Source organism: Sphingomonas sp. LH128, assembly GCF_000293195.2.
Classification (GTDB): domain Bacteria; phylum Pseudomonadota; class Alphaproteobacteria; order Sphingomonadales; family Sphingomonadaceae; genus Novosphingobium; species Novosphingobium resinovorum_A.
The window spans coordinates 27,062-46,564 of sequence record NZ_ALVC01000285.1 but is presented as its reverse complement, the minus strand read 5'-3'; the positions used below and the strand labels follow the sequence as shown (position 1 = coordinate 46,564).

The window sequence follows — 19,503 nt, the reverse complement described above, 5'->3', positions numbered from 1 at the left end:
ACGTTGCAGCCAGCGCAACGTTTTCGCCCGATGCGCGCCATTGTTGGAAAACAACCCCGCTGGCATCGATCGTCTGAAGGCAGAGAGCGGGACAAAGATCGCGCCGCTGCAGCAGGAATTTCCGCAGGTCAGGAACAAGGACGAAGCAATGACGGTCAGCAAGCGGTCACGGGTGAACTGGCAGGGCTATATCCCCGCGATCACGACCCCCTTCATCGACGAGGACACCCTCGACGAAAAGGGCCTCGGCCTGCTGCTGGAATGGCTAGTCGATCAGGGCATGCACGGCCTCGTGCTGGCGGGCACCACCGGCGAATGGACCAGCATGCGCCCGGACGAGCGCAAGCGCCTGTTCGAACTGGCGGGTAGCCAGATGGCGAAGAAGGTGCCGCTCATCGCAGGCTGCTCCAGCTTCACCGCGCGCGAGACGATTGCTTATGCGCAGGCCGCCGCCGAGGCCGGTTTCGAGGGCGTGCTCATCACCCCGCCGCCTTACGTGCGCCCGCTGCCGAACGAGATCGTGGCGTTCTACGAGGAAGTCGGCGCCGCCATCGACCTGCCGATCTGCGTCTACAACTGGCCTCCGGGCACCGGCATCGACATGCCGCTGGAGACGCTGCGCCGCCTTGCCGACATCGACGCGATCGTCGCCATCAAGCAGTCCACCCCGCGTTTCACGCACTTCGCCGAGACCGTTTTCGCGCTGGGCGAGCAGGTCCGCGTGTTCGGCTATCCGATGGACGAACTGGGCCTGACGATGCTGCGCGTCCACGGCGGCGACGGCACGATGGGCGCAGGCGGCGTGCTCGGCCGTAACCAGACCGGCTTCTACGACAAGCTGTGGGCCGGTGATATCGAGGGTGCCCGCGAATGCGGGCGCAAGGACCGGGTGCTGATGGAGGAGTGGTACACCCCCGACCTCGTCGGCCGCTTCGGTTCCGGCCCGGCGATCCTCAAGGCTGCGCTCGATGCCATGGGCCTGCCCGGCGGTCCGGTGCGCAAGCCGCTGATCGACGTCACCGGCAAGGACCGCGAAAGCATTGCCGAGACGCTGCGAAAGCTCGATATGCTCTGACCATGAGCATGCCGACGACGACCCACTGCGATATCCTGATCGTCGGCGGCGGACTCGTCGGCTGCGCTACGGCCTGGCACCTTTCCCGCTTGGGATTCAAGGCCTTGCTGGCTGAGCGGGGGCACCTCAACGCGGGTGCCTCCGGGCAGAACGCGGGCTCGCTGCACTTCCAGATCGAGCGGCGCTTCCTCGAACAGGGCGAGAAGGCCGCCGCCGACGGCGCGCGCATCGTCTCGCTCAACCGCCTCGCGATCGAGGAGTGGAAGGGCATCGAGGAGATGCTCGGCCGGCCGCTCGATGTCGCCATGCACGGCGGACTGATGGTCGCCGAGACCGAGGCGGAGATGGACCTCCTTGCCTTCAAGGTGGCCCGCGAGAACGAACTTGGCTTGCCCACAAGGGTACTCAACGGCACCCAACTGCACCATAAGGCCCCCGCACTGTCCCCCAACCTTGCCGGAGCCGCTTGGCTGGAGGACGAAGGCCATGCCAATCCGCGCATCCTCGTCGATGCCTTCGCCGATGGCGCGCGCGGGCAGGGCGCCGTGGTGAAGACGGGCACCGCGCTCGCCGGACTCTCGATGCAGCGCGACCGGACCTACCGCGCCACACTACACGGACCCGACGGCGAGATCACGGTGAACACGCCGCGCGTGCTGCTGGCGGCGGGGCATTGGGTGCCGCGCCTTGTCGGGCTGCTGGGCCTCAACGTGCCGCTTTGCCCTGCGCCGCTGATGATGAGCGTCACCGATCGGACCGCGCCGGTGCTGCCTTACCTCATCCAGCACGTCGGGCGGCGGCTGTCGATGAAGCAGACCGAGGACGGCAACCTGCTGATCGGCGGCGGCTGGCCCTCGCGCCTTGCGAAGCGCGCCGACGGCACCCCCGATCTCGACCGCCCCGCGATTGTCGAGCCTGCCAACTTGCGCGCCAATCTGGAAGTCGCCGCGCGGGTCATGCCGGGGCTGGCCGAGCGCTCGCTGCTGCGGACATGGACCGGCACCACCTGCATTTCCGCCGACCAGCTTCCGATCGTCGGCGAGGTCGCCGCCGCGCCGGGGCTGTTCGTGGCGGCGGGGGGATCGCTGTTCACCCTCGGCCCGGTGCTGGCGCGGCTGCTCGCGCGTACCATCGCGGAAAGCGCCACGCCGGAGGAACTGACGATGTTCACGCCGCGCCGCTTCGCGCACCTCGATGCCTTCGCGGTGTTGCCGTGAAGCGCGTCGAACAGGGCGTCACCCGGCCCGCGCCGGTCGCGGTGGAACTCGACGGCGCACAAGTCATGGCGCATCCCGGCGAGACGGTCGCCGTCGCCGTGCTCTCGACCGCGCCGCGCTTTCGCGACGACCGTTCGGGCCGCGCGCGGGGCATGTTCTGCAACATGGGCACCTGCAGCGAATGCACCGTCTGGGTCGCGCGCGGGGATGCGCCATGGCGCCGCCTGCGCGGCTGCCTCGTGCCCGTAGAGCCGGGCCTGCGCATCCGCACCGAAAGGCCCGAGGCATGAGCCCTTACGACGTCGCCATTGTCGGCGGTGGCCCGGCGGGCATGGCTGCTGCGGAGCGCACGCTGGCGGCGGGCCTCTCGACATGCGTGATCGACGAGCAGCAGCGGCCCGGCGGCCAAATCCTGCGCCAGCCTCCCGCGACGTTCTCGGTCCCCGGCTGGCTTAGCGGCGCGCCTTATCGCAAGGGCCGCGCGCTGCTGGACCGGGTTAGCGGCGACGCGCGGCTGCAATGGCTGGGTGGCCGCTCGGTGCTGGGCATCATGCCTGACGGCGAAGGTTTCGCGCTGACCCTCTCGGGCACGGCGGGCGGTATCGAACAGGTACAGGCGCGGCGCGTGCTGGTGGCCGGGGGCTGCTACGACATGCCGGTGGCGCTGCCGGGCTGGACGCTGCCCGGCGTCATGAGCGCGGGCGCGGTGCAGACGCTCATCAAGGCGCAACAAGTGCTGCCCGGCCAGGGGATCGTCCTGTTCGGCACCCATCCGCTGATGATCGTCCTCGCGCAGCAGATCGTCGAGGCGGGCGGCGAAGTCGCGGCCGTCTGCTTCGCGCAGCCCTTTGCCGCCATGGCGCGCACGGCGCTGGCGCACCTCCCGCGCGCCATGGCGACGCCGGGGCCGCTGCTTGCCGCTGCAGCCGGGATCATGGCGCTGCGCCGGGCCGGGGTTCCTGTTCGCTACGGCGCGCAGGCGTTGCGCTGCGAAGGCACCGACGCGGTGGAGCGCATCGTCTTCAGCAACGGCGAAAGCATCGCCTGCGACGTCGCCGCGATGTGCTACGGCTTCCTGCCGCAAGCCGACCTGATCCGCCAGATCGGCGCCGAGGTACGCTGGTCCGACCCCGCCGGAGGCTGGGAAGCCATCCGCGACGCATCCATGCGTTCGACCGTGCCGGGCCTCTACGTCGCGGGCGAGACCACCGGTGTCGCGGGCAGCGATGCGGCGATGGCCGAGGGCGCGTTGGCGGGGCTGGCCATCGCGCAGGACGCGGGCGCGCTGTCGGACGGGGAAGCGGCTGCGGCTATACGCAAGCCTCGGGCCGAACGGCAGGCGATGCAGGGCTTCATCGACCTTCTGCGGGGCGTCGCCGATCCCCGCCCGTGGCTGCCGGAACCGGAACCGGAAACCCTGCTCTGCCGGTGCGAGGACATTTCCGCCGGGACTGTCGATCGCGCGATTGCCAATGCCTTGGAAGTCGGTCCCTCGTTCGGGGCAAGCGCGATCAAGCTGCGCTGCCGGGCGGGCATGGGGCTGTGCCAGGGGCGGACCTGCGAGCACGCGCTGGTGCGCCGCATCGCCTCGGCGCGGGGCTGCGCGGAAGCCGAGGTCACCGGCTTCCGCCCGCGCTTTCCCGCGCGTGCGGTGTCGGTGGCGGACTTACTGGATACCCAAGAATAACCCCCTCCTCCCGCTCAGCCTGAGCTTGTCGAAGGCCCTGCGGCTGGCGCCTGGAGCCTGCAGCGCGACTTCCGCCGATCCATCGTCATTCCCGCGAAAGCGGGAACCCATCTCCTGACGCCGCCTGTTGCACGGGCATCAGATGGGTCCCGGCCTTCGCGGGGATGACGACCGATGTTTCGAGCAACACTATCACGCTTTAATTCCCGGGCCTTCGACAGGCTCAGGCTGAGCGGGGGATGGGGAGGCGACGGGCCTTTACGTTGCGTCCATCGCAACATCTTCGCTCAGTCCACGCCATTGCCGGAACACTCGTGCGGCGTAGGCTGGCCGCTTCCCAGCCGGAGATTCCCATGACCGACGCCGCGTCCGACCGCCCCATCTTCATCGAGGCCGACCACGTATCCTGGACCGTGGCCGATGCCGACGCCGTCGCGCGGTGGTACAAGGACGTCTTCGGCGCCACCGAACTGTTCCGCATGGGCCCGCTCGACGCCGCGCAGATCCCGGTGGGCGAGGACGGCCGCGACTGGATGGAAAGCCACGTCAATGTGCCGGGCGCCTGCCTGACGCTCATCATGCTAAAGCTGACGGCGAACCTCAACTTCCAGCTCGTCCAGTACGACAAGCCCGCCGATCGCTCCGCGACCCTGCCGCGCAACTGCGACGCGGGCGGCCACCACCTCGGCATCAAGGTGGACGATGTGGAGAAGGCCAAGGCTTACCTCGCCGCCCACGGCTGCACGCCGATGGAGACCATCGACATCACCGAGGGTCCGCTGGCGGGCAAGAAGAACCTCTATATCCTCGACCCCTGGGGCCACCAGCTCGAGATCGTCGACTGACCTTTCCTGACAGGAGCCTGCCATGACCAGCACCCGCATCAATCCCGAGACGCTCTATCCCAGCGTCCAGTACGGTTTCTCGCACGCCACGCTCGACGAGGCGACCGGCACCCTGCACCTCTCGGGCCAGGTGGCCTGGGACAAGGACTACAACGTCGTCGGCGGATCGGACGTGGGCCTTCAGGCGCGTCAGGCGCTGGCGAACATCAAGGACGTGCTGGCTTCGCAGGGCGTCGGCCCTGAAGCGGTGCTGCGCCTGCGTACCTTCATCGTGAACTACGACGTCTCGATGCTGGCCGCGATCGGGCCGGAACTGGGCGCGTTCTACGGTGATGTGGTGCCCGCCTCGAACACCGTGGTCGGTGTCTCGGCGCTGGCGATGCCCGAGTTCCTGATCGAGATAGAGGCCATCGCTACGGTGAAGTAAGCCGCACTCGTCGTCCCGGAGCAAGTCCGGGACGACGATCATCACGGCACGTTGTCCCGCAGCCGCATCCAGCCCGGCGCCTCGACACAGACCCCCGCGCCGACGGCGAGGTTGTCCGCCGCGAGCCACTGCACCGTCTCGTCCTGAGGCTTGCCTTCGGAGACCACGCGGATGCCGATGCGCGCCAGCGTGATGGCGTTGGCATTGGCGTGCAGGAACCGCCCGAGCCAGCCCCAGATACGGATGCCCTCGTGGAAGCGGCGGTCGTTGCCGGGGGCGAAGTCCAGTTCGTTCTCGTTCACCCGCACCTGCGCGGCATTGCCCACGTAGATGCCGTGACCGCCCCACAAGTACTCGACCGGCAGGCGCAGCGCCATGCGGTTGGCGATGACGGCGACGCTGGCGAAGTCCCGGTGGTCCCCGGGGCCGTCGCCCTCGCGGGCCAGCGCGACATGGACGCCTTCGAGGAAGGCGGCGATGTCGTTGCGGGCGATGCGGGTGGTACGCCCCTGGCCGCCGGCGACGACGATCGCCTGTCCGCCGACCACGCCGAGACCTTTGCGCAGCCGCTCGAACCACGCCGCGACGGCGGGGAACTTGGCGCGCAGGTCGGGATCGGTGACGAAGCGGCGGGTCAGGTCGGCGATAGCGTCCCAGGTGCGCTCCTCGGTTTCCGCGGTGATCTCCTGCGCGAATTCGCGGGCGATGCGGATCCAGGTTTCCTGATCAATCTCGGATTCGAAGGCGACGCGCCATTGCCCGGCAGGAATGGTGATCAGGCCCTTGCCATCCGTGGCAGCGGGTTTCGGGGCCTCGGCCACCGTCATCTCGCCGCCGCGGATGAGGTCGCCGAGCAGCTCGGGCGATAGCTGGATGCCGGTCTGTCGCCCCATGACCTTGCGCACCCGGTCGGCAGGCGCGCGGAAGGCGGACGTGGCGGACGTGTCCGCCAGCGCCTTGTCGGTCAGGCGGCGCATGTAGGCTTGCACCGCGTCGGCGCTGGCCGTGTCGGCGGCGGCGGGCGGCTCGGCGGCGATCAGCTTGCGCCATTCGGGCGCCTCGACCATCGAGGCCATGCTCACCGCGTATGGTCCGACGAGGACTGCATTGCCCGGCACCGGCGTGCGCGTCTCGGCCGGGGCGAAGTCGCGGGCAAGGTGCCTTGCCAGCATCCCGTGGCGACGCGGATCGGCGGCGAGTTCCTCCAGCGTGAACCGCTCGGGCAAGTGAGAGACGCGCAGGCGGTTGCCCTCGATAACGGAGTCGATGGCGTCGGTGACCAGCACGCCGTCCTGCCCGAAGCCGCAGGTGAAGGCGCAATCCACGATCCGCACGAAGCTGACCGGAACGGGCTTGCCGTCGCGCTGCGTGCCGGACACGGTCATGCAGGTCCGCTCGTTTCCGCGCGCGGTGCCGCACGTGACGGTCAGGTCCTCGAGCGTCACGGTATCGACCCCGATGGCGGTGATCGCGCCCCGGCGGCGGGGCTTGTGGTCGAGGAGATCGGCGGTCGCGGCGACGGTCAGCTCGCGCATCGAGAGGCTGGCGCAGTCGATGAACTCCAGCACGCTCTCCCCCTCACCGCACAGCACCTGGCTGGCCGCTCCGCCGCCGTGGATGACGACGTGGCCGAGGCCGGTCAGGATCACCGGCTCCCTGGTCTCGAACCGGCCCTGCCGGAAGCAGATCGTCACGTCCTCGCCCTTGGGCAGTTCGCTCAGGGTCTTCACCCAGTCGGTGCCGGGCGAGAGCGTGACTTCCACGCAGCCGCCGCCGACCCGATTGGCTAGTTCCTCGATCGCGCGCTGGACGGTGACGATCCCGGCGAGGCTGGGCGTGGCCGCCGGGTCGTAGGACACGCGCGCGGCGGTGGAGAGGCTGGCCCCGAAGGTGACGGCAAGGCCCACCCGCGCATCGGTGGAATCGATGAGTTCGGCGCGGACCTGCTGGGTCGCGGTAGCGGCGTCGAGTGCCCAGGCGACGGTCGCCTCGCCCTTGTCGTCGGTGAGGGCGATGACGCTGGAGAAGCCGCTCGCGGGCGGGATGACGTTGAGCCCCCCGCTGCCCGACAGCACCGTGAAGCGCACGCGGGCATTCTGGACCGGCATGGTCCCGCGAAACACGCCGACACGCAGCAGGTCGGCGAGGGGACACAGGCGCGTCGGCTGGGTCGGATCGGGCAGCGCCTCTTGCCCGTCGCCGCCGAGTAGCGCCAACTGGCGCATCCGGGTGAGCGGCGGGAACAGAGGGCGGCAGTCGCCCACGATAGTCCACGCGCCGCCGGTGCAGTCGAGCACGGCGAGGCGGGCATAGGCATGTTCGATGCCTTGCGGTGACTGCTGTGCGGGGGCACCGCCGCTCTCGGGCCAGTCGATCCCGCTGCCGCTGCGGGCAGGGATCACCCACCAGTCGCCCGAGCGATAGGCGCCCCCGGCGAGGAAGGCGACCTCCAGCCCGCTTTCCAGCGGCAGGAAACCGTCGTTGGTGCCGGGCACGGTGATGGCAACGGCACCGGGCGAATCCCACGCGCGGACCTTGGGATTGCGACCGAAGGAACTGATCGCGATCGGCCCGTCGGCAGTCGGCGCGTCGAGCCGGACGCGGTTGCCGGTCAGGCTGACGATGCGCACCAGCGTTCCGGGGCGGCCGGCAAGTTCGGCGTCGTCGTCGGTCAGTTCGATCCACTGGCCGGGGCTCAGGCCGCTTACCGCGTCGCGGCCGGTCTCGGCGAGGGTCAGGGTATCGCCATTGCTTTCCAGCCAGCGCGTGGCGAAGGCGGCATTGTCGCGCGACCATTTGAAGGTCGCCCCTCCGCCTGCCGTACCCGGCTTGTGAATCTCGACGCGGTAGAGGTGGTTTTCGAGCCGCTGATAGCCTGCGGTCTCGGGAAAGGCGCAAGGGTTGGCCTCGGTGTCGGCGGGCTTGCCGCGCGCGGCGATCGTGCCGTTCGGGCGCTGGATGAAGGGGGTCCACCCCGGCACCGCCGCGTCGCAGGTCACCGCGCCGTCGCCCGCATCGCCTGCCCGAAGGAAACCGACCTGCTCGACCACCTGCAGCCGCGTCGTGGTATCCACGCCCAGCGCTTCCTCGACGAGTTCATCGTCCTCGATCGCGGTGACGTGGCGGTGCCAGACGTCGACGAAGGCGATGTAGCGCCCGTCCGCCGGGCTGGCCGAGCGGCTGCCGTCCGCCGTGACGAAGACCGGCGCTCCGGCAGGCAGGAAGGGCTGCGCGTCGTGAAGGAACTTGCCGGGGTTCATGCAGCGCACGCCGTCGACGTAGAGCGTGCCCGCGCCGACCCCCAGCTTGCCTGCCGCCTCGACGGTGATCGCGAACCCGGCATCGCCCTGCGGCGCGCCGGATGGGCCGATCAGGTCTGCGGCGGTGCGCCTGTCGCGGTGGAGCTGGATCGCGCTGGCCTCGTTGCTGTCGGCGTCGAGCGCGACGCGGCCCTGTTGCAGCAGGACGGCCTCGTACTGGCGGGCGGGATCGAACCGCAGCCGGGAAAAATCGCCTTTCATTCGTCCTTCTCCTGCATGATCAGCTGGCCGGCAGCAGTCCGGCTTCGAGGCCGAGGCCCAGGTATTCGTCGAGCGCGATGGCAAGGTTGGCGCGGCGCTGCGGCTCCTCGAGGAAGCGCCAGACGCCCATCGGACCGCCGTTCGCCGCGCCTTGCGTCAGCGCGGGATCGCTGCCCCACGAGAGGCGCGCGAAACCTGCAGCGCCCGGCTCCAGCGTCTCGAAGGCGAGGCCCAGACGCGCGGCGATGGCGGCCTGATCTGCGGCCGCGCCGGCTTCGCGAATGGCGAGGTCGGGCTGGCAGCGGAACTGGCGCGGGCCGGTGGATCCGGGTGGAACCAGCGAGTAGCGCAGGCATCCCACCTGCCGCCGCGTCGCCGCGAGCGTGCGGGCGAAGATGCAGTCGCTGGCGGTGATCGAACGCACCTGTGTCTGGCCGAGAACGGTCGCTCCTGCGAGTGCCGCGCGCGCTCCGGGCATCGTTAGAGCGCCGAGCACCACGCTTTCCGTCACGTCCAGCCCCGGCACCGTCGCGGGCGCGGAAAGAGCGGGCAGGACGCTGCGGCGCAGGGTCACGTTCAGCCGGTCGTGGTCCCCGGCGATGGTGAGGCCGTCCGCGCCGAGCACGGTGCTGTTGGACACGACCAGTTCGCCGAGGTTCGCGGACCCGTCCGCCGCCACCCTGAGCGCGCCGCCGACCAGCAGGCCGTCGATCACCAGCGCGCCGGGATCGAGCGCATCGGCCGGAGCGGTCCCGGTGACGGCAATGTCGCCGGTCACGCAGGCGCGCCGGTCGCGGGCGGTGAGGGAGCCGGGGCGAAGGTCGCTGCCGCCGCCCTCGCGTGGGGTTTCCGGCCAGTCGGCGCTGGCGAGGAGCAGCAGGCTGCCGCGTGGTAGGGCGATCGTGCGGGGGCCGGTCAGGTCCTCGTCGAAGCGGTCGTTGTCGAGCAGGACGATGGCGCCCACGGTCCCGGCAGGCTGGGCGTTCCACAAGGCCACGGCCTCGGCCACGCTGGCGAGCATGATTCCCGGAAGCGGAGCGCGGCGACGGCTGACGCCGACCTGCCAGGTGATCTCGCGCCCGCCGAGCAGCGTGGCGATTGCGGTGCTGCGATCGTAGGGGCCGCCGCCGAGGTCGCCCGGCGCCGCGAGGGCGTGGCTGACGTGGACGCCCGCAGGCTCCACGCCCTCGGGAAAGGCGATGCGGCCGCGCACCGGGTCGAAGGCGGCAGTGATGGCCCGGGTCACGGTGCTTCCCGTGGCATCAAGGTAGTCGAGCGTCGCAGGAGGTCGTCGCCATCCGCGCGCGTCAGCCACGTCATGCAGGTCCGCGCTGGCCAGTTCGGCGGAGGGCACCGCGACGAAGACATCGCCCGTGCTGGCTTGCACCCAGAGTTGGACCGGCGGGCGATCGTCGAACCACAGCGGCGTGGGCGTGCGTCCCGCCGCCATGTCGGCGCGCATGGCTTCCAGTTCGAGATACAGCCTGCGCCGGTCGAGTAGAGTGGGCAGGTCGGCCTCGCCCGCCGGAACGTCGGCAGCAAGCGGGCTTGGCGGGTTCCACAAGGGCAGTTCCCGCCCCGCAAGATCGCAAAGGAAGCGCCCCGGTCCGGCAGGCGCGGCTTCCACGGCGGCGAGCGGATAGACCTGCTGGCGCCACGCGAAGATGCCGATGTTCGGCACGTTGTAGCGGCCCCGCCCGCGCGCGATGGGGCGGATGTCGAGCGTGTGCGGCAGCGCGTCGAAGGCGGTGTCGTGGCGCCGCATCCGCTCCGGTTCGCGCACCGCGGCGGTAGCGGGCGCGTCGAGGCGCAAGTGGCGCAGCGCCTGCGCGGTGGCGAGGCGGCGGAACATCTCGGCCGGCACGGCGGGCCAGCCCGTCGTCGCGCGGGTCAGGGTGCCGATGATCCCCAGCGTGCCCTTGCGCCGCCGCAGGCCGACGGTCTGCGCCACCCATGCACGCTCGGAGAAGTTCTCGGTCGGGGTCAGCGCCCGTACCGCGAGGAGGTCGGCGATGTAGGGTACGGCCCATTCGGGGCAGGTCTCGATGAACCAGCTTTCGCTCAGATCCTCGATGGCGCGGGCGACGCGGTCGGCCTCCCCGCCCATGATGTCGAACAGCGCGGCGACGGCTCCCCCGGCATCGAGGTCGGCCTCGCGTAGATAGGCGGGCAAGGCGGTGTATAGGCGATCTGCATCCATGCGCATCATTGCACCTGCGTCAGCTGGAGGGCGGCGGGATCGATCGTCAGCAGTTCCGCCCCCTGCCACCCGTTGCCGAGGCGCGCGGCGATGGCCGCGGGAAGGACGGGGGCAACCGAGGCGGACTGGTCCTGCCGGTGGAAGCGGGTGAACCGCGCGGCGGTCACGCCGTCGACCGCGTGCAGCACGGCGGAGACTTCGGCGAGGCTGGCGGGATGGGCGAAGGCGCGCGCCGCGAACCCGAAGGCGGCCAGCAGCGCCTCGCGCGCGGCGGCCATGACCACGGCGGCGACCGCGTCGGCGGCAAGTACCAGCCCGGCGTGCAGGACAAATCGGCGCGATCGATAGGGGGCGAGCGCGATCGGCAGGCCGTGGCGTTGCCCGGCATAGTCCCCGCCGCTGCGCACGGCGGCGATCGACTGCTCCAGATTGTCGAACAGGGCGTCGCCGGGCAGGGGGGCGCCGCCGCGCGTGTCGGCGATCGTCAGGACGACGGCGCGCAGCGTCCGGTCGCGTACAAGGGTGGCGTCGGCCTTGCCGATCCCGGCGAACGTGCGCGCATAGTCCGCCGCGTCGGCGAGGCTGACTATGCGGGCCATCGTGCGCACGGTGCTCGGCGCATTGGCGCGTGCGGTGGCGAGGGTCTCGGGGTCTTCGGCGCCCGATGCAGGGAGCGGGTTGATCACGCCCGAGAGTCCGGCGGGCCGCTGCAGTGGCTGGCTCAGCTGCCCGGCCCTGAGCATCCCGACAAGGCCGGTGCCGATGCGGTAGCGGGCGATCAGGTTGCCCTTGCCGCTCGGCGGGCGCGCGCCGGTCACGCCGTCGCCGAACTGGATGGTGACGGTGCCGTCGTCGGCGGTGCGGGTGGTGAACACGCGGTCGCGCGGGCCTTTGCCGACGAAATCCGCGACTTCGCGCCAGCGGGCGGGTCCGATGCGCAGTTCCAGCGTGCTCGCGCGGCCGAGCGGCGTGGGGGCCGATACCCAGGTCAGCGGCTTGCCGGGCAGCGCCACGGCCTGGAAGGCGAGCGTTGCATCGCCGTTGCCGATGGCGTCCTCGCGCGTTTCGCCGTGGCTGGCGGCGACGACGTTGGCGTTGATCCGCAGGCTGCGCGGGGTGAGCGGCGGGTCGATCTCGGCGGTGAAGGTCAGGCGGGTGGCGTCCCGTGCCGGGGGGGCGAGTTGCGGCGCGTCGCCGCCCGCCGCGACCGTGTCGATCTGAGCGATGGTGAGGATGCGCGCGGCCGCCGCGCCGCTCGCGGCCTCGGAGCCGGTCAGGGCGACGCGCTGGCCGACCGAAAGCCCGGTAACGTGGCGGCTTAGCGTCACGCTCTTGCCGCTGACGGTTTCGGTCACCGGCGTCATCGCCCAGCCGAGCAATTCGCTGACGCCGTGCACGGTGGTCGAGCGCGGCGAGAAGGCCGTCATCGCAGGGCCGCTCAGCTTCAGGCGGGTGACCTTGCCGGACATGCCGAAATCGCTGACGCTGATCTCGCTGGCTTCGGTGACCTTGTAGGTCTCCATAGTCGTCCCGGCGCGCAGCACGACCCAGCTTCCCGCCACGAAGCGTTCGTAGACCTGGTCGAGATCGACATAGTCGCGGGTGGCGGGGAACGGCGCATCGGCCCAGCTGGAACGCCTGCGCGCATAAAGGCCGGGCGCGAGCTTGCGGGTGGTGTCGAACTCGATGATCTCGCTGATGTCGTCCAGGATGCCGCCGTAGCCGATCGCGCTTACGGCGGTGTCGCCGATGCCGCCCACGATGGCCCGCTTGATCGCCTTAGCCTCCAGCGCGGCTGTGGCGATCGGCAGGAATTCGCCGACGCGCAGGGCGAGGGGCAACGACTCCCACGCGGGCGCATTGTGCCCGAACAGGCTGGCGCGCTGGCGCAGAGCGAAGACGCGGGGCGCCAGCTGCGGAATGGCAGCGGCGGTGCCGAGCGGTGCTTCGAGGACGACTTCGCTGCGCGCCGGGATCTGGTCGGCGGTGTCGGGAGGCACATCGGTCACGCCTGCGACGCGGCGGGCCTGCCAGCGGGGGCTGGTGGTCGCGGTGTCCCGCTCGGAGCCGACGATTAGCACCATGTCGCCGGTGCGCAGCTGCGTGGGCGGCTGCAGCATGAGCCTGTCGTCCCCCGCCTTCGGTGCGACGTAGCGGACGCTTTCGGCGCGCAGGTCCTGCCAGTCCGGGCGGGCGTCCATGGCGGCGTCGGTCTCGAAGATCTGGGGCTTCTCGTCGGGACCGGGGATGCTCATTACCCCTGATCCAGCGGGCAGCGAGACGACCTCCGGCGAACCGGGAATGGTGTCGCAGGTCACCGCCAGCCAGGCCGAGGCGGAGACGCCGGGTGCGGGCGCATAGCCGATCAGCCGCGCCAGTTCGAGCACCGAACGCCGCTCGGTGGCGGGGCGCAGGAAACCTTCGTTGCCGATGCGCTCATTGTAGAAGGCGAGGATGTCGAGCGCAGTGGCCCAGCCGTCGAGCAGGGCGATGGCCGGGTCGGCGGGGTCGCGCGTGGTCAGCCGGGCGAGCGCCGGCGCCTTGTGCAGCCGGTCCAGCATCGCGCCGTTGAAGCCTGCGTGCGTGGCCAGTCGCCACGGGATCATGGCGAGGTTCGCAGCCGGCGTGTCCGGCTGCGTGTCTGCGCCACCGAAGCAGGCGCATTCGGGGTCAGTGGTCATCGTCCGCCCTCCATGTCGAAGCGGATGCGGCCCCGGTCGGGATGGTCGGGGTCGTTGTCGAGCCGCAGCAGTTCCGGGCCAGTCGGTGCGATCACGCCGTCGGCGACCGGGTCTATCGGCGGCGCCCCGGCGCGGCCGAAGCGCGTCAGCATCGCCGATCGCACGCCTTCCACGCCTACGGCAGCGGCGAGGATCGCGCTGGCGTGCACCGGGTCGCCGAAGCTGCGGCGGTCGGGATGGAAGAACCCCGGCGCCCCGTCCGGCGCGGTGGCCGCGCTGAAAGTGCGCTCCAGCCGCTGCCGCACATCGGCGAGGATCGCGCCGGGATCGACGCAGACGTGCATCACGATGTCGAGCGGCACGTGGACTGGGTCGGCGACTTCGAGGTCGAAACCGGCCATGCGCTTCGCTTCCAGATGGGCGAAGAGGTCTGCGGCGAAGTCCGGGTCGTCCGTCGCGGACAAGCCGCCGATGCGGTCGACGATGAGGAACACGGTGTACCAGCTTCCCGTCCAGCGAATGCGCGCCTGTGCGCGCTGGACGCCGGGCAGTTCCTCCAGTGCGGCTGCATAGTCGGCCTCGGTCACCGCGCGGTCCTGCCGGGCGACGCGGGCGGGGGCGAAGCGGCGGATGTGCGCGGCATCCTCCCGGTCGCGGCCGCCCTGTGCCGGGAGCGGGTTGGTGACGGCGACGATACCTTCGTGCGGCGGCAGGGCGACGTGGCGCAGCACGTCGCGCCCGACGTTTCCGGCCGCGCCGCCGCCCAGCCGGTAGGCGACGGAGAAGCGTGTGCCCAAGGCAGGCCGCACGGCCAGCCGGTCGTCGCCGAAGCGCAAGCTCACGGTGCCGCCGTGCTCGACTTCGGCGACGGCGGCGCGGGCGAAGCGGTCGGCGCCGAGCAGGTCGGGCAGGATGTCCCACGCCTGCGCTCCGTCGGTCAGCCGGATCGCGGCATGGGTGGGCGCTTGGGCGGGCGGGGCAAGGAAGCCGGAGACCGGCCCCGATGCGGCGAAGTCCGGTGCGAAGACGACGCCGGCATGCGCCAGTTGCGGACGATAGGGCCGGTCCGTGTCCCGGGCGGTGTCGGGCAGGAGCGTGGCCTGCGGCTCCCAATGCCCGGCATCGGCAGGGGCGAGGTTCGCCATGGCGAGGGCGCAGGGACGCACTTCACCGGCAAGGCTCAGGCTGTCGAGAGGCAGCGCGAAGGGCAGGGCGTCCTCCTCGTCCCACGCGACGTCGCAGACCGGGGTGCCGTCCACCGGATCGACGGCGTGGCGCACGGCGGTCAGCCGCACCGCATGGCGCAGGCGCGGGTCGGCGTCAGTGGCCGCGCCGGTATCGGGATCGGCGCTCTGGAGCAGCATCAGCAGGTCGCCGGGGGCAAGGTTCAGCCGGGGCTCGTCCACCAGAGTGACGCCGAGCGCGCCGGGCGGCAGGCAGCAGGCCGCATCGGACCAGGTGTGGATGGGGATCGCGTCGTGGGCGGACCACAAGGTCACGTCGGCCATCGTCTCGAAGATCGCCGCGCCCGAGCGTAGCGCCGCGTCGCGCTGCGCGGCGGTCTTCAGCACCGCCTCGCGCCCGGGCTGCATCCCGGCGACGAGCTGACCGGCGGGCAGCACCCGGCCGTCCATCGCCGATCCCGCCGCGACGCCGAAGTGGACGAGCGTGCGGGCATTGGCGCCTTCGTCCACGCGGTAGTCGACCAGCCGCGCGTGGCGGCGCAGCGATATGCGGCTGCGCGCGGTGCCGAGGTAGGCTTCGGTGCCCGCCGCGTCCTGCGCGTAGCTGAGCCGGTCTGCGTGGTAAGCCAGCGTCTCCACCAGTGCGAGGTAGGGATCGGCCGCACCCCGGTCGCGCCAGCCGGGCATCAGCACCGCCAGCCTGTCGAGCATGACGCGGCGGAAGCTGGCGTAGTCCTTCGCGAGATAGTCGATGCGCGGTTCCTCGGCCACGACCGGGGGGCAGCGGTGCACGGGGGCGCAGTCGAAGTCGCTGGGGCAACCGGCCTTGAACAGGAAGTCGATGGCGGCAAGGCGCGGGTCGAAGCGCTGCGGTGGTTCCTCCTCTCCGCTCGCGCTGACGAGGTGCAGGACGTAAGTGGAGAAATCTCCGGCGGCATTGACGCGCAGGCGTATCCGGTTGCCGTCGGTTTCGATCAGTTCCTCCACGCCGATCCCGGTCACGCGGTCGCCGCCGGTCACGCTGAAGTTGGCGGCGACCAGCGGCGGCGAAGCGGGAACGCCATCGGTCTCGCCGGGCAGCGCATGGACGAAGAACACGTCGATCAGGGTCTGATCCGGGGAGGCGATCTCCAGATAATCGAAGCCGTTGATGGCGTCGGGCTGCGGGTCGCCCAGGGTATCGCGCACCGCCGCCACGCGGCGCGCCTCGCGGCAGAGGTAGCGGGCGGTCATGGCAGCGGCCTTTCGATCGTCGCCAGCTTCGTTTCGCCGCTGGCGCGCAGGACGTAGGCGACGCGGATGCGCAAGGTGGCCTCCTCGATGGTCACTTCCACCTGCCCGACCTCGATCAGATCGCCGAGCCACTGGCCGAGCGCGCCCTGCAGGCCGAGTTCGACGGCCACGGCGATCGAGGGATCGTTGCCGCCGAACAGGATCTGCCGCAGGCCGCTGCCGAAGTCGGGCCGCATCACCCGCTCTCCGGGAGAGGTCAGCAGGAGCTGGCCGATCAGCATCCGCACATAGCCCTCGGCGTCCATGGCGGCGGTGCGACCACCGGAATCGAAGGCGAGGGGGAAGGCGATGTGCGGCGCCTGCGAGGTGGCTGGCTGGGTCATTGCGCGATCACTCTCGTCTGCACGGTGGTGACAGTGGGCGGGCCTTGCGGGATCTGCTCGGCGCTCTTGCACAGGCCCGGCGAGGTGGAGAGGATCAGCGGCTGCCCTCCGGCGGTGACGCGGGTGGCGGGCACCAGCCACTGCACGGTGACGCAGGGCTGGGGCTTGGTGCCCGCGCCTACCGGGACCTGGAACGGGCAGGCGGCGATCGTCGCCATGTCGGCCGTGGTCGCGGCGGGCATCCCGCCCAGCATGACGCGCGGCGATCCGGGGGCGATGCTCATCTGCCCGGAGTGGGGGCACATGCCGAGCGCGCCGATGTGGAGGATCGGGCCGGGCATCAGGTCACCACCAGCGCGCCCTGGTTCACGGTCACGGTTGGCCCCGTGAGCATGATCGTCGCGCCCTTGCCGTTGGTGATGGTGATGCCGACGTCGTTGATCGCGATCATCGCGCCGGTCATGGTCTTGAGCAGGAAGCCCCCGGTCGGCCCGGGGGTGTCGCTGATCATCAGCGTGTTCTGCCCGGCGGTCTGGATCACGAAGTTCGACAGGCCGGGCGTGCCCGCCATCGCCAGCGGCGGGACTTCGCTGGTGCTGTGGTAGTAGCACCCGGTCCAGATCGGGTAATTCAGGTTGCCCTGTTCGAACTCCACCCACACGCCCGCGCCGATCTGCGGCAGCCAGTGCATGCCCATCTGCTTGCCGGTGGCGGGAAAGCACGGTTCCGCCCACGTCGAGGGGGCGAGGCCGGGACCGTCGGGGACCTGCACCATCAGGCGGCCGGTCTGCATCGGGTCGATGTTGTTGATCACCGTGCCCCGGTACTTTCCGTAATAGCGGCGGGTCTCGGTCATGCGGCCACCTCCTGCGTCCATGAGCCGTGCGCATTGCGCGCCAGCTGGAAGTTCTGGCGGAGTTCCCCGCGCTTGATCGAGGTCGTCACCGACTTGACGAGGTAGACGCCGTCGTGATGCGGCCCGGCCCCGCGCACCGGCACCAGCCGCCCGGGCACCAGCACCCGGCCGTAGCGCGCGACGTCGAGCGTGCCCGAGGCACCGACCACGCGGCTGGCCTGCGCGGCTTCTCCCAGTCCGCGCATGACCAGTTCGGGGACGTCGAGCCGTGCCTGCGTCTCCCGGTCCGAATTGCGGCCGAGGTCGGCGAGCTTGGAGAAGCGGGCATAAGGTATCCAGCCCGGCCCCATCGGCGGGCTCAGGATCTCTCCGGGAATGGGGATCGGGATGGTGAGGCCGGTGCCGCGCACTTCCTGGCTGAGCAGGTAGGGCAGCAACTTCTGAGTGCCGTCGAAGGTGAAGTTCAGCGACTGCACGTTGGATGCCTGATCCATGTTCACCGTCAGCGCGGGCTGCATCGAGAAGCCCTGGCTGTTGAAGTTGCCGCCCGGCGTCAGGCCGCCGAGGTCCGGCCCCCAATAGGCGGTCGTCACGCCTTCCTCCTCGGTCGGCTCGACCATGAAGACGTAGCCGCAATCGCGGGCGAGACGGTTGACGTGGCCGTAGTCGGTGCCTTGCTGGACGTGCCAGCCGTTCACCGGATTGGGGATCGTCCAGCTCGGCGGGGGAAGAATCGCGGCGATCACCCCCAGCGGCGTCCACCGGGCGAGGATGAAAGCGACCTGGCCCATCGGCGGCATGCCCGGCATCGGCAGGCCGGTGACGTCGTACTGGTCCATCAGTTGCGTCACGTCGCCGCCGGTGACGCTGAGGGTGGCCTTGCCGCTCTCGTTCGACTGCGCGACGTCGTAGCGGGCCACGAACCCGTCGAGCAGCACCGTGCGCAGGCCGTCGATGGTCAGCGAGAAGATGAACCGCTTGCCCGGCGTGAACATGCCGCCGGGGAGCATCTCGGTCTCCACCGCGCCCCCTTTGGCGAGGTTCAGCTTCATCTGGAAACCGCCGCGCGGGGACTGGCGGGTCACCTGCAGTTCGGTGATCGCGTCGATCAGCGCGGGCGGCACCGGGTCATGGGTGATGAACCCGGTCCGGATCGAGAGCTGCGCGCCCCTAAGCATCGCCCTGCGCCTGATGCGTGGGGCCGGGCAAGGGCACCATGACCCGCGAGCCGGGCGTCGCGGCGAGCGCGTCGATGTCGGACAGCCCGGCCGCGTCGGCGAGGCGCCAGTCCAGTTCGGCCCGGCCGTAGGCCCGCGCCGCGATGAGGTCGGCGCGGTCGCTTACTCCGATTTCGGCGACCCCGGCGGGGGAGAACGCCTCGGGCGGCGGGATCAGCCGCCGGGTGACGTAGGCCGCGTCACTGCCGTCTGGCAGCGTGACGGTGGCGAGCGGCAGGCCCTGATAGCGGCTGGTCGCGCCGAATGCGGGCTCGGCGCCGGGGGTAAGGCCGGGCAGGACGGGAAGCTGCGACGTGCTCATTGCAGCGCCTCCAGCCCCAGATCGGACAAGGCCCGTCCGCCGAAGCGCCCGGCGAGGCTCTCCTTGCGCCCCTGATAAGCAAGGTAGAGCGAGGCAGGCCAACTGGTGAAGCCGAGGTCGTTGGCATTGAGCACCCGCAGCGACAGCTTCACTTTCGCGCGGATCGGATTGAGCGCGGTGTCGAAGGCGTCCTCGGTCACGCTCATGTCGGTCAGGCGCACCGGCATCACCCGCGAACGGCCCCAGACGAAGACGGTCAGCGGTTCCGGCGCGGGCAGCACCTCGATCGCACCGCGCGCCGCCTGTGCGTGGGCCGCGCGCATCGCCGCGAGGCCGGGGTAGAGCATCCGTTCGAGGATCGCGAGCTGCGGCCAGAGGCCGAGCGTGGCGGCATCGTCGGTCGGCTCGGCATTTTCCAGCGCATCGGTGGCGTCGAGTTCGGCTTCCAGCGAGATCGTCTCGGTCGGCGGGCCGGTGAGGCGGGTCGCCTCCTCCGCCGGGGCGCCATCGGTCGCGCCGCGCGGCTGCAGGGTGCGGGAGAGGGTGTCGGGGTTGTACTGCAGCGGCACGACCTCGATCAGCACGCCGGTCTGCGCCTCGACGCGCACGAGACCGGCCTTGAGCAGACGGGGGGTGAGGGGGGAACTGGCCATCG

16 protein-coding genes are annotated in these 19,503 nt (G+C 70.7%); 6 read left to right on the top strand and 10 right to left on the bottom strand.

Annotated elements, in window-relative coordinates; all coding sequences use genetic code 11:
- The first annotated feature begins 148 nt into the window (after positions 1-148).
- The 6 genes from LH128_RS21070 to LH128_RS21045 all read left to right on the top strand — a co-directional run bounded on the left by LH128_RS21070 (position 149) and on the right by LH128_RS21045 (position 5,251).
- Positions 149-1,075 (top strand): dihydrodipicolinate synthase family protein, encoded by a 927-nt coding sequence (locus LH128_RS21070; protein WP_037520663.1) that lies wholly within the window; start codon positions 149-151, stop codon positions 1,073-1,075.
- A 2-nt stretch (positions 1,076-1,077) separates the two neighbouring features.
- On the top strand, positions 1,078-2,292 hold the full coding sequence (locus LH128_RS21065; RefSeq protein WP_327195234.1) for an NAD(P)/FAD-dependent oxidoreductase: 1,215 nt from the start codon (positions 1,078-1,080) through the stop codon (positions 2,290-2,292).
- Positions 2,289-2,582, top strand: a complete 294-nt coding sequence (locus tag LH128_RS21060) for a (2Fe-2S)-binding protein (protein ID WP_008831708.1) — start codon at positions 2,289-2,291, stop codon at positions 2,580-2,582. Before LH128_RS21065 ends, LH128_RS21060 begins: the two co-directional genes overlap by 4 nt.
- Positions 2,579-3,979 carry an FAD/NAD(P)-dependent oxidoreductase gene (locus LH128_RS21055; protein ID WP_008831707.1) on the top strand — a complete coding sequence of 467 codons (1,401 nt, stop codon included), beginning with the start codon at positions 2,579-2,581 and terminating at the stop codon, positions 3,977-3,979. Before LH128_RS21060 ends, LH128_RS21055 begins: the two co-directional genes overlap by 4 nt.
- Before the next feature lie 353 nt (positions 3,980-4,332).
- Positions 4,333-4,824 carry a VOC family protein gene (locus LH128_RS21050; protein WP_008831706.1) on the top strand — a complete coding sequence of 164 codons (492 nt, stop codon included), beginning with the start codon at positions 4,333-4,335 and terminating at the stop codon, positions 4,822-4,824.
- 22 nt (positions 4,825-4,846) lie between these two features.
- Complete coding sequence (locus LH128_RS21045; protein WP_008831705.1) at positions 4,847-5,251, top strand: RidA family protein; 405 nt, start codon at positions 4,847-4,849, stop codon at positions 5,249-5,251.
- A 41-nt stretch (positions 5,252-5,292) separates the two neighbouring features.
- On the opposite strand, the gene LH128_RS31515 is transcribed toward LH128_RS21045, so the two are convergent.
- The 10 genes from LH128_RS31515 to LH128_RS20995 are packed head-to-tail and all read right to left on the bottom strand — an operon-like array spanning position 5,293 to position 19,501.
- A complete protein-coding gene (locus LH128_RS31515; protein ID WP_008831704.1) occupies positions 5,293-8,772 on the bottom strand; it encodes a DUF6519 domain-containing protein in 3,480 nt (1,159 codons plus the stop codon).
- Positions 8,773-8,791: 19 nt separating this feature from the next.
- Entirely contained in the window at positions 8,792-10,972 is a 2,181-nt protein-coding gene (locus LH128_RS21035) for a hypothetical protein (protein WP_172705131.1), read from the bottom strand.
- Positions 10,973-10,977: 5 nt separating this feature from the next.
- Positions 10,978-13,653 carry a hypothetical protein gene (locus LH128_RS21030; protein ID WP_008831702.1) on the bottom strand — a complete coding sequence of 892 codons (2,676 nt, stop codon included), beginning with the start codon at positions 13,651-13,653 and terminating at the stop codon, positions 10,978-10,980.
- The gene (locus LH128_RS21025; RefSeq protein ID WP_008831701.1) at positions 13,650-16,070 is read right to left on the bottom strand and encodes a baseplate J/gp47 family protein; all 2,421 of its coding nucleotides are present in this window, start codon (positions 16,068-16,070) and stop codon (positions 13,650-13,652) included. Before LH128_RS21025 ends, LH128_RS21030 begins: the two co-directional genes overlap by 4 nt.
- Entirely contained in the window at positions 16,067-16,453 is a 387-nt protein-coding gene (locus LH128_RS21020) for a GPW/gp25 family protein (RefSeq protein ID WP_008831700.1), read from the bottom strand. The genes LH128_RS21025 and LH128_RS21020 overlap by 4 nt, the downstream gene beginning before the upstream one ends.
- Positions 16,450-16,794, bottom strand: coding sequence for a hypothetical protein (locus LH128_RS21015; protein ID WP_008831699.1), 345 nt, complete (start codon positions 16,792-16,794; stop codon positions 16,450-16,452). The genes LH128_RS21020 and LH128_RS21015 overlap by 4 nt, the downstream gene beginning before the upstream one ends.
- A complete protein-coding gene (locus LH128_RS21010) occupies positions 16,794-17,309 on the bottom strand; it encodes a phage baseplate assembly protein V (RefSeq protein WP_008831698.1) in 516 nt (171 codons plus the stop codon). The genes LH128_RS21015 and LH128_RS21010 overlap by 1 nt, the downstream gene beginning before the upstream one ends.
- Complete coding sequence (locus tag LH128_RS21005) at positions 17,306-18,487, bottom strand: hypothetical protein (RefSeq protein WP_008831697.1); 1,182 nt, start codon at positions 18,485-18,487, stop codon at positions 17,306-17,308. Before LH128_RS21005 ends, LH128_RS21010 begins: the two co-directional genes overlap by 4 nt.
- A complete protein-coding gene (locus LH128_RS21000) occupies positions 18,480-18,848 on the bottom strand; it encodes a hypothetical protein (RefSeq protein WP_008831696.1) in 369 nt (122 codons plus the stop codon). The genes LH128_RS21005 and LH128_RS21000 overlap by 8 nt, the downstream gene beginning before the upstream one ends.
- On the bottom strand, positions 18,845-19,501 hold the full coding sequence (locus LH128_RS20995; protein WP_008831695.1) for a hypothetical protein: 657 nt from the start codon (positions 19,499-19,501) through the stop codon (positions 18,845-18,847). Before LH128_RS20995 ends, LH128_RS21000 begins: the two co-directional genes overlap by 4 nt.
- Positions 19,502-19,503: the final 2 nt, after the last annotated feature.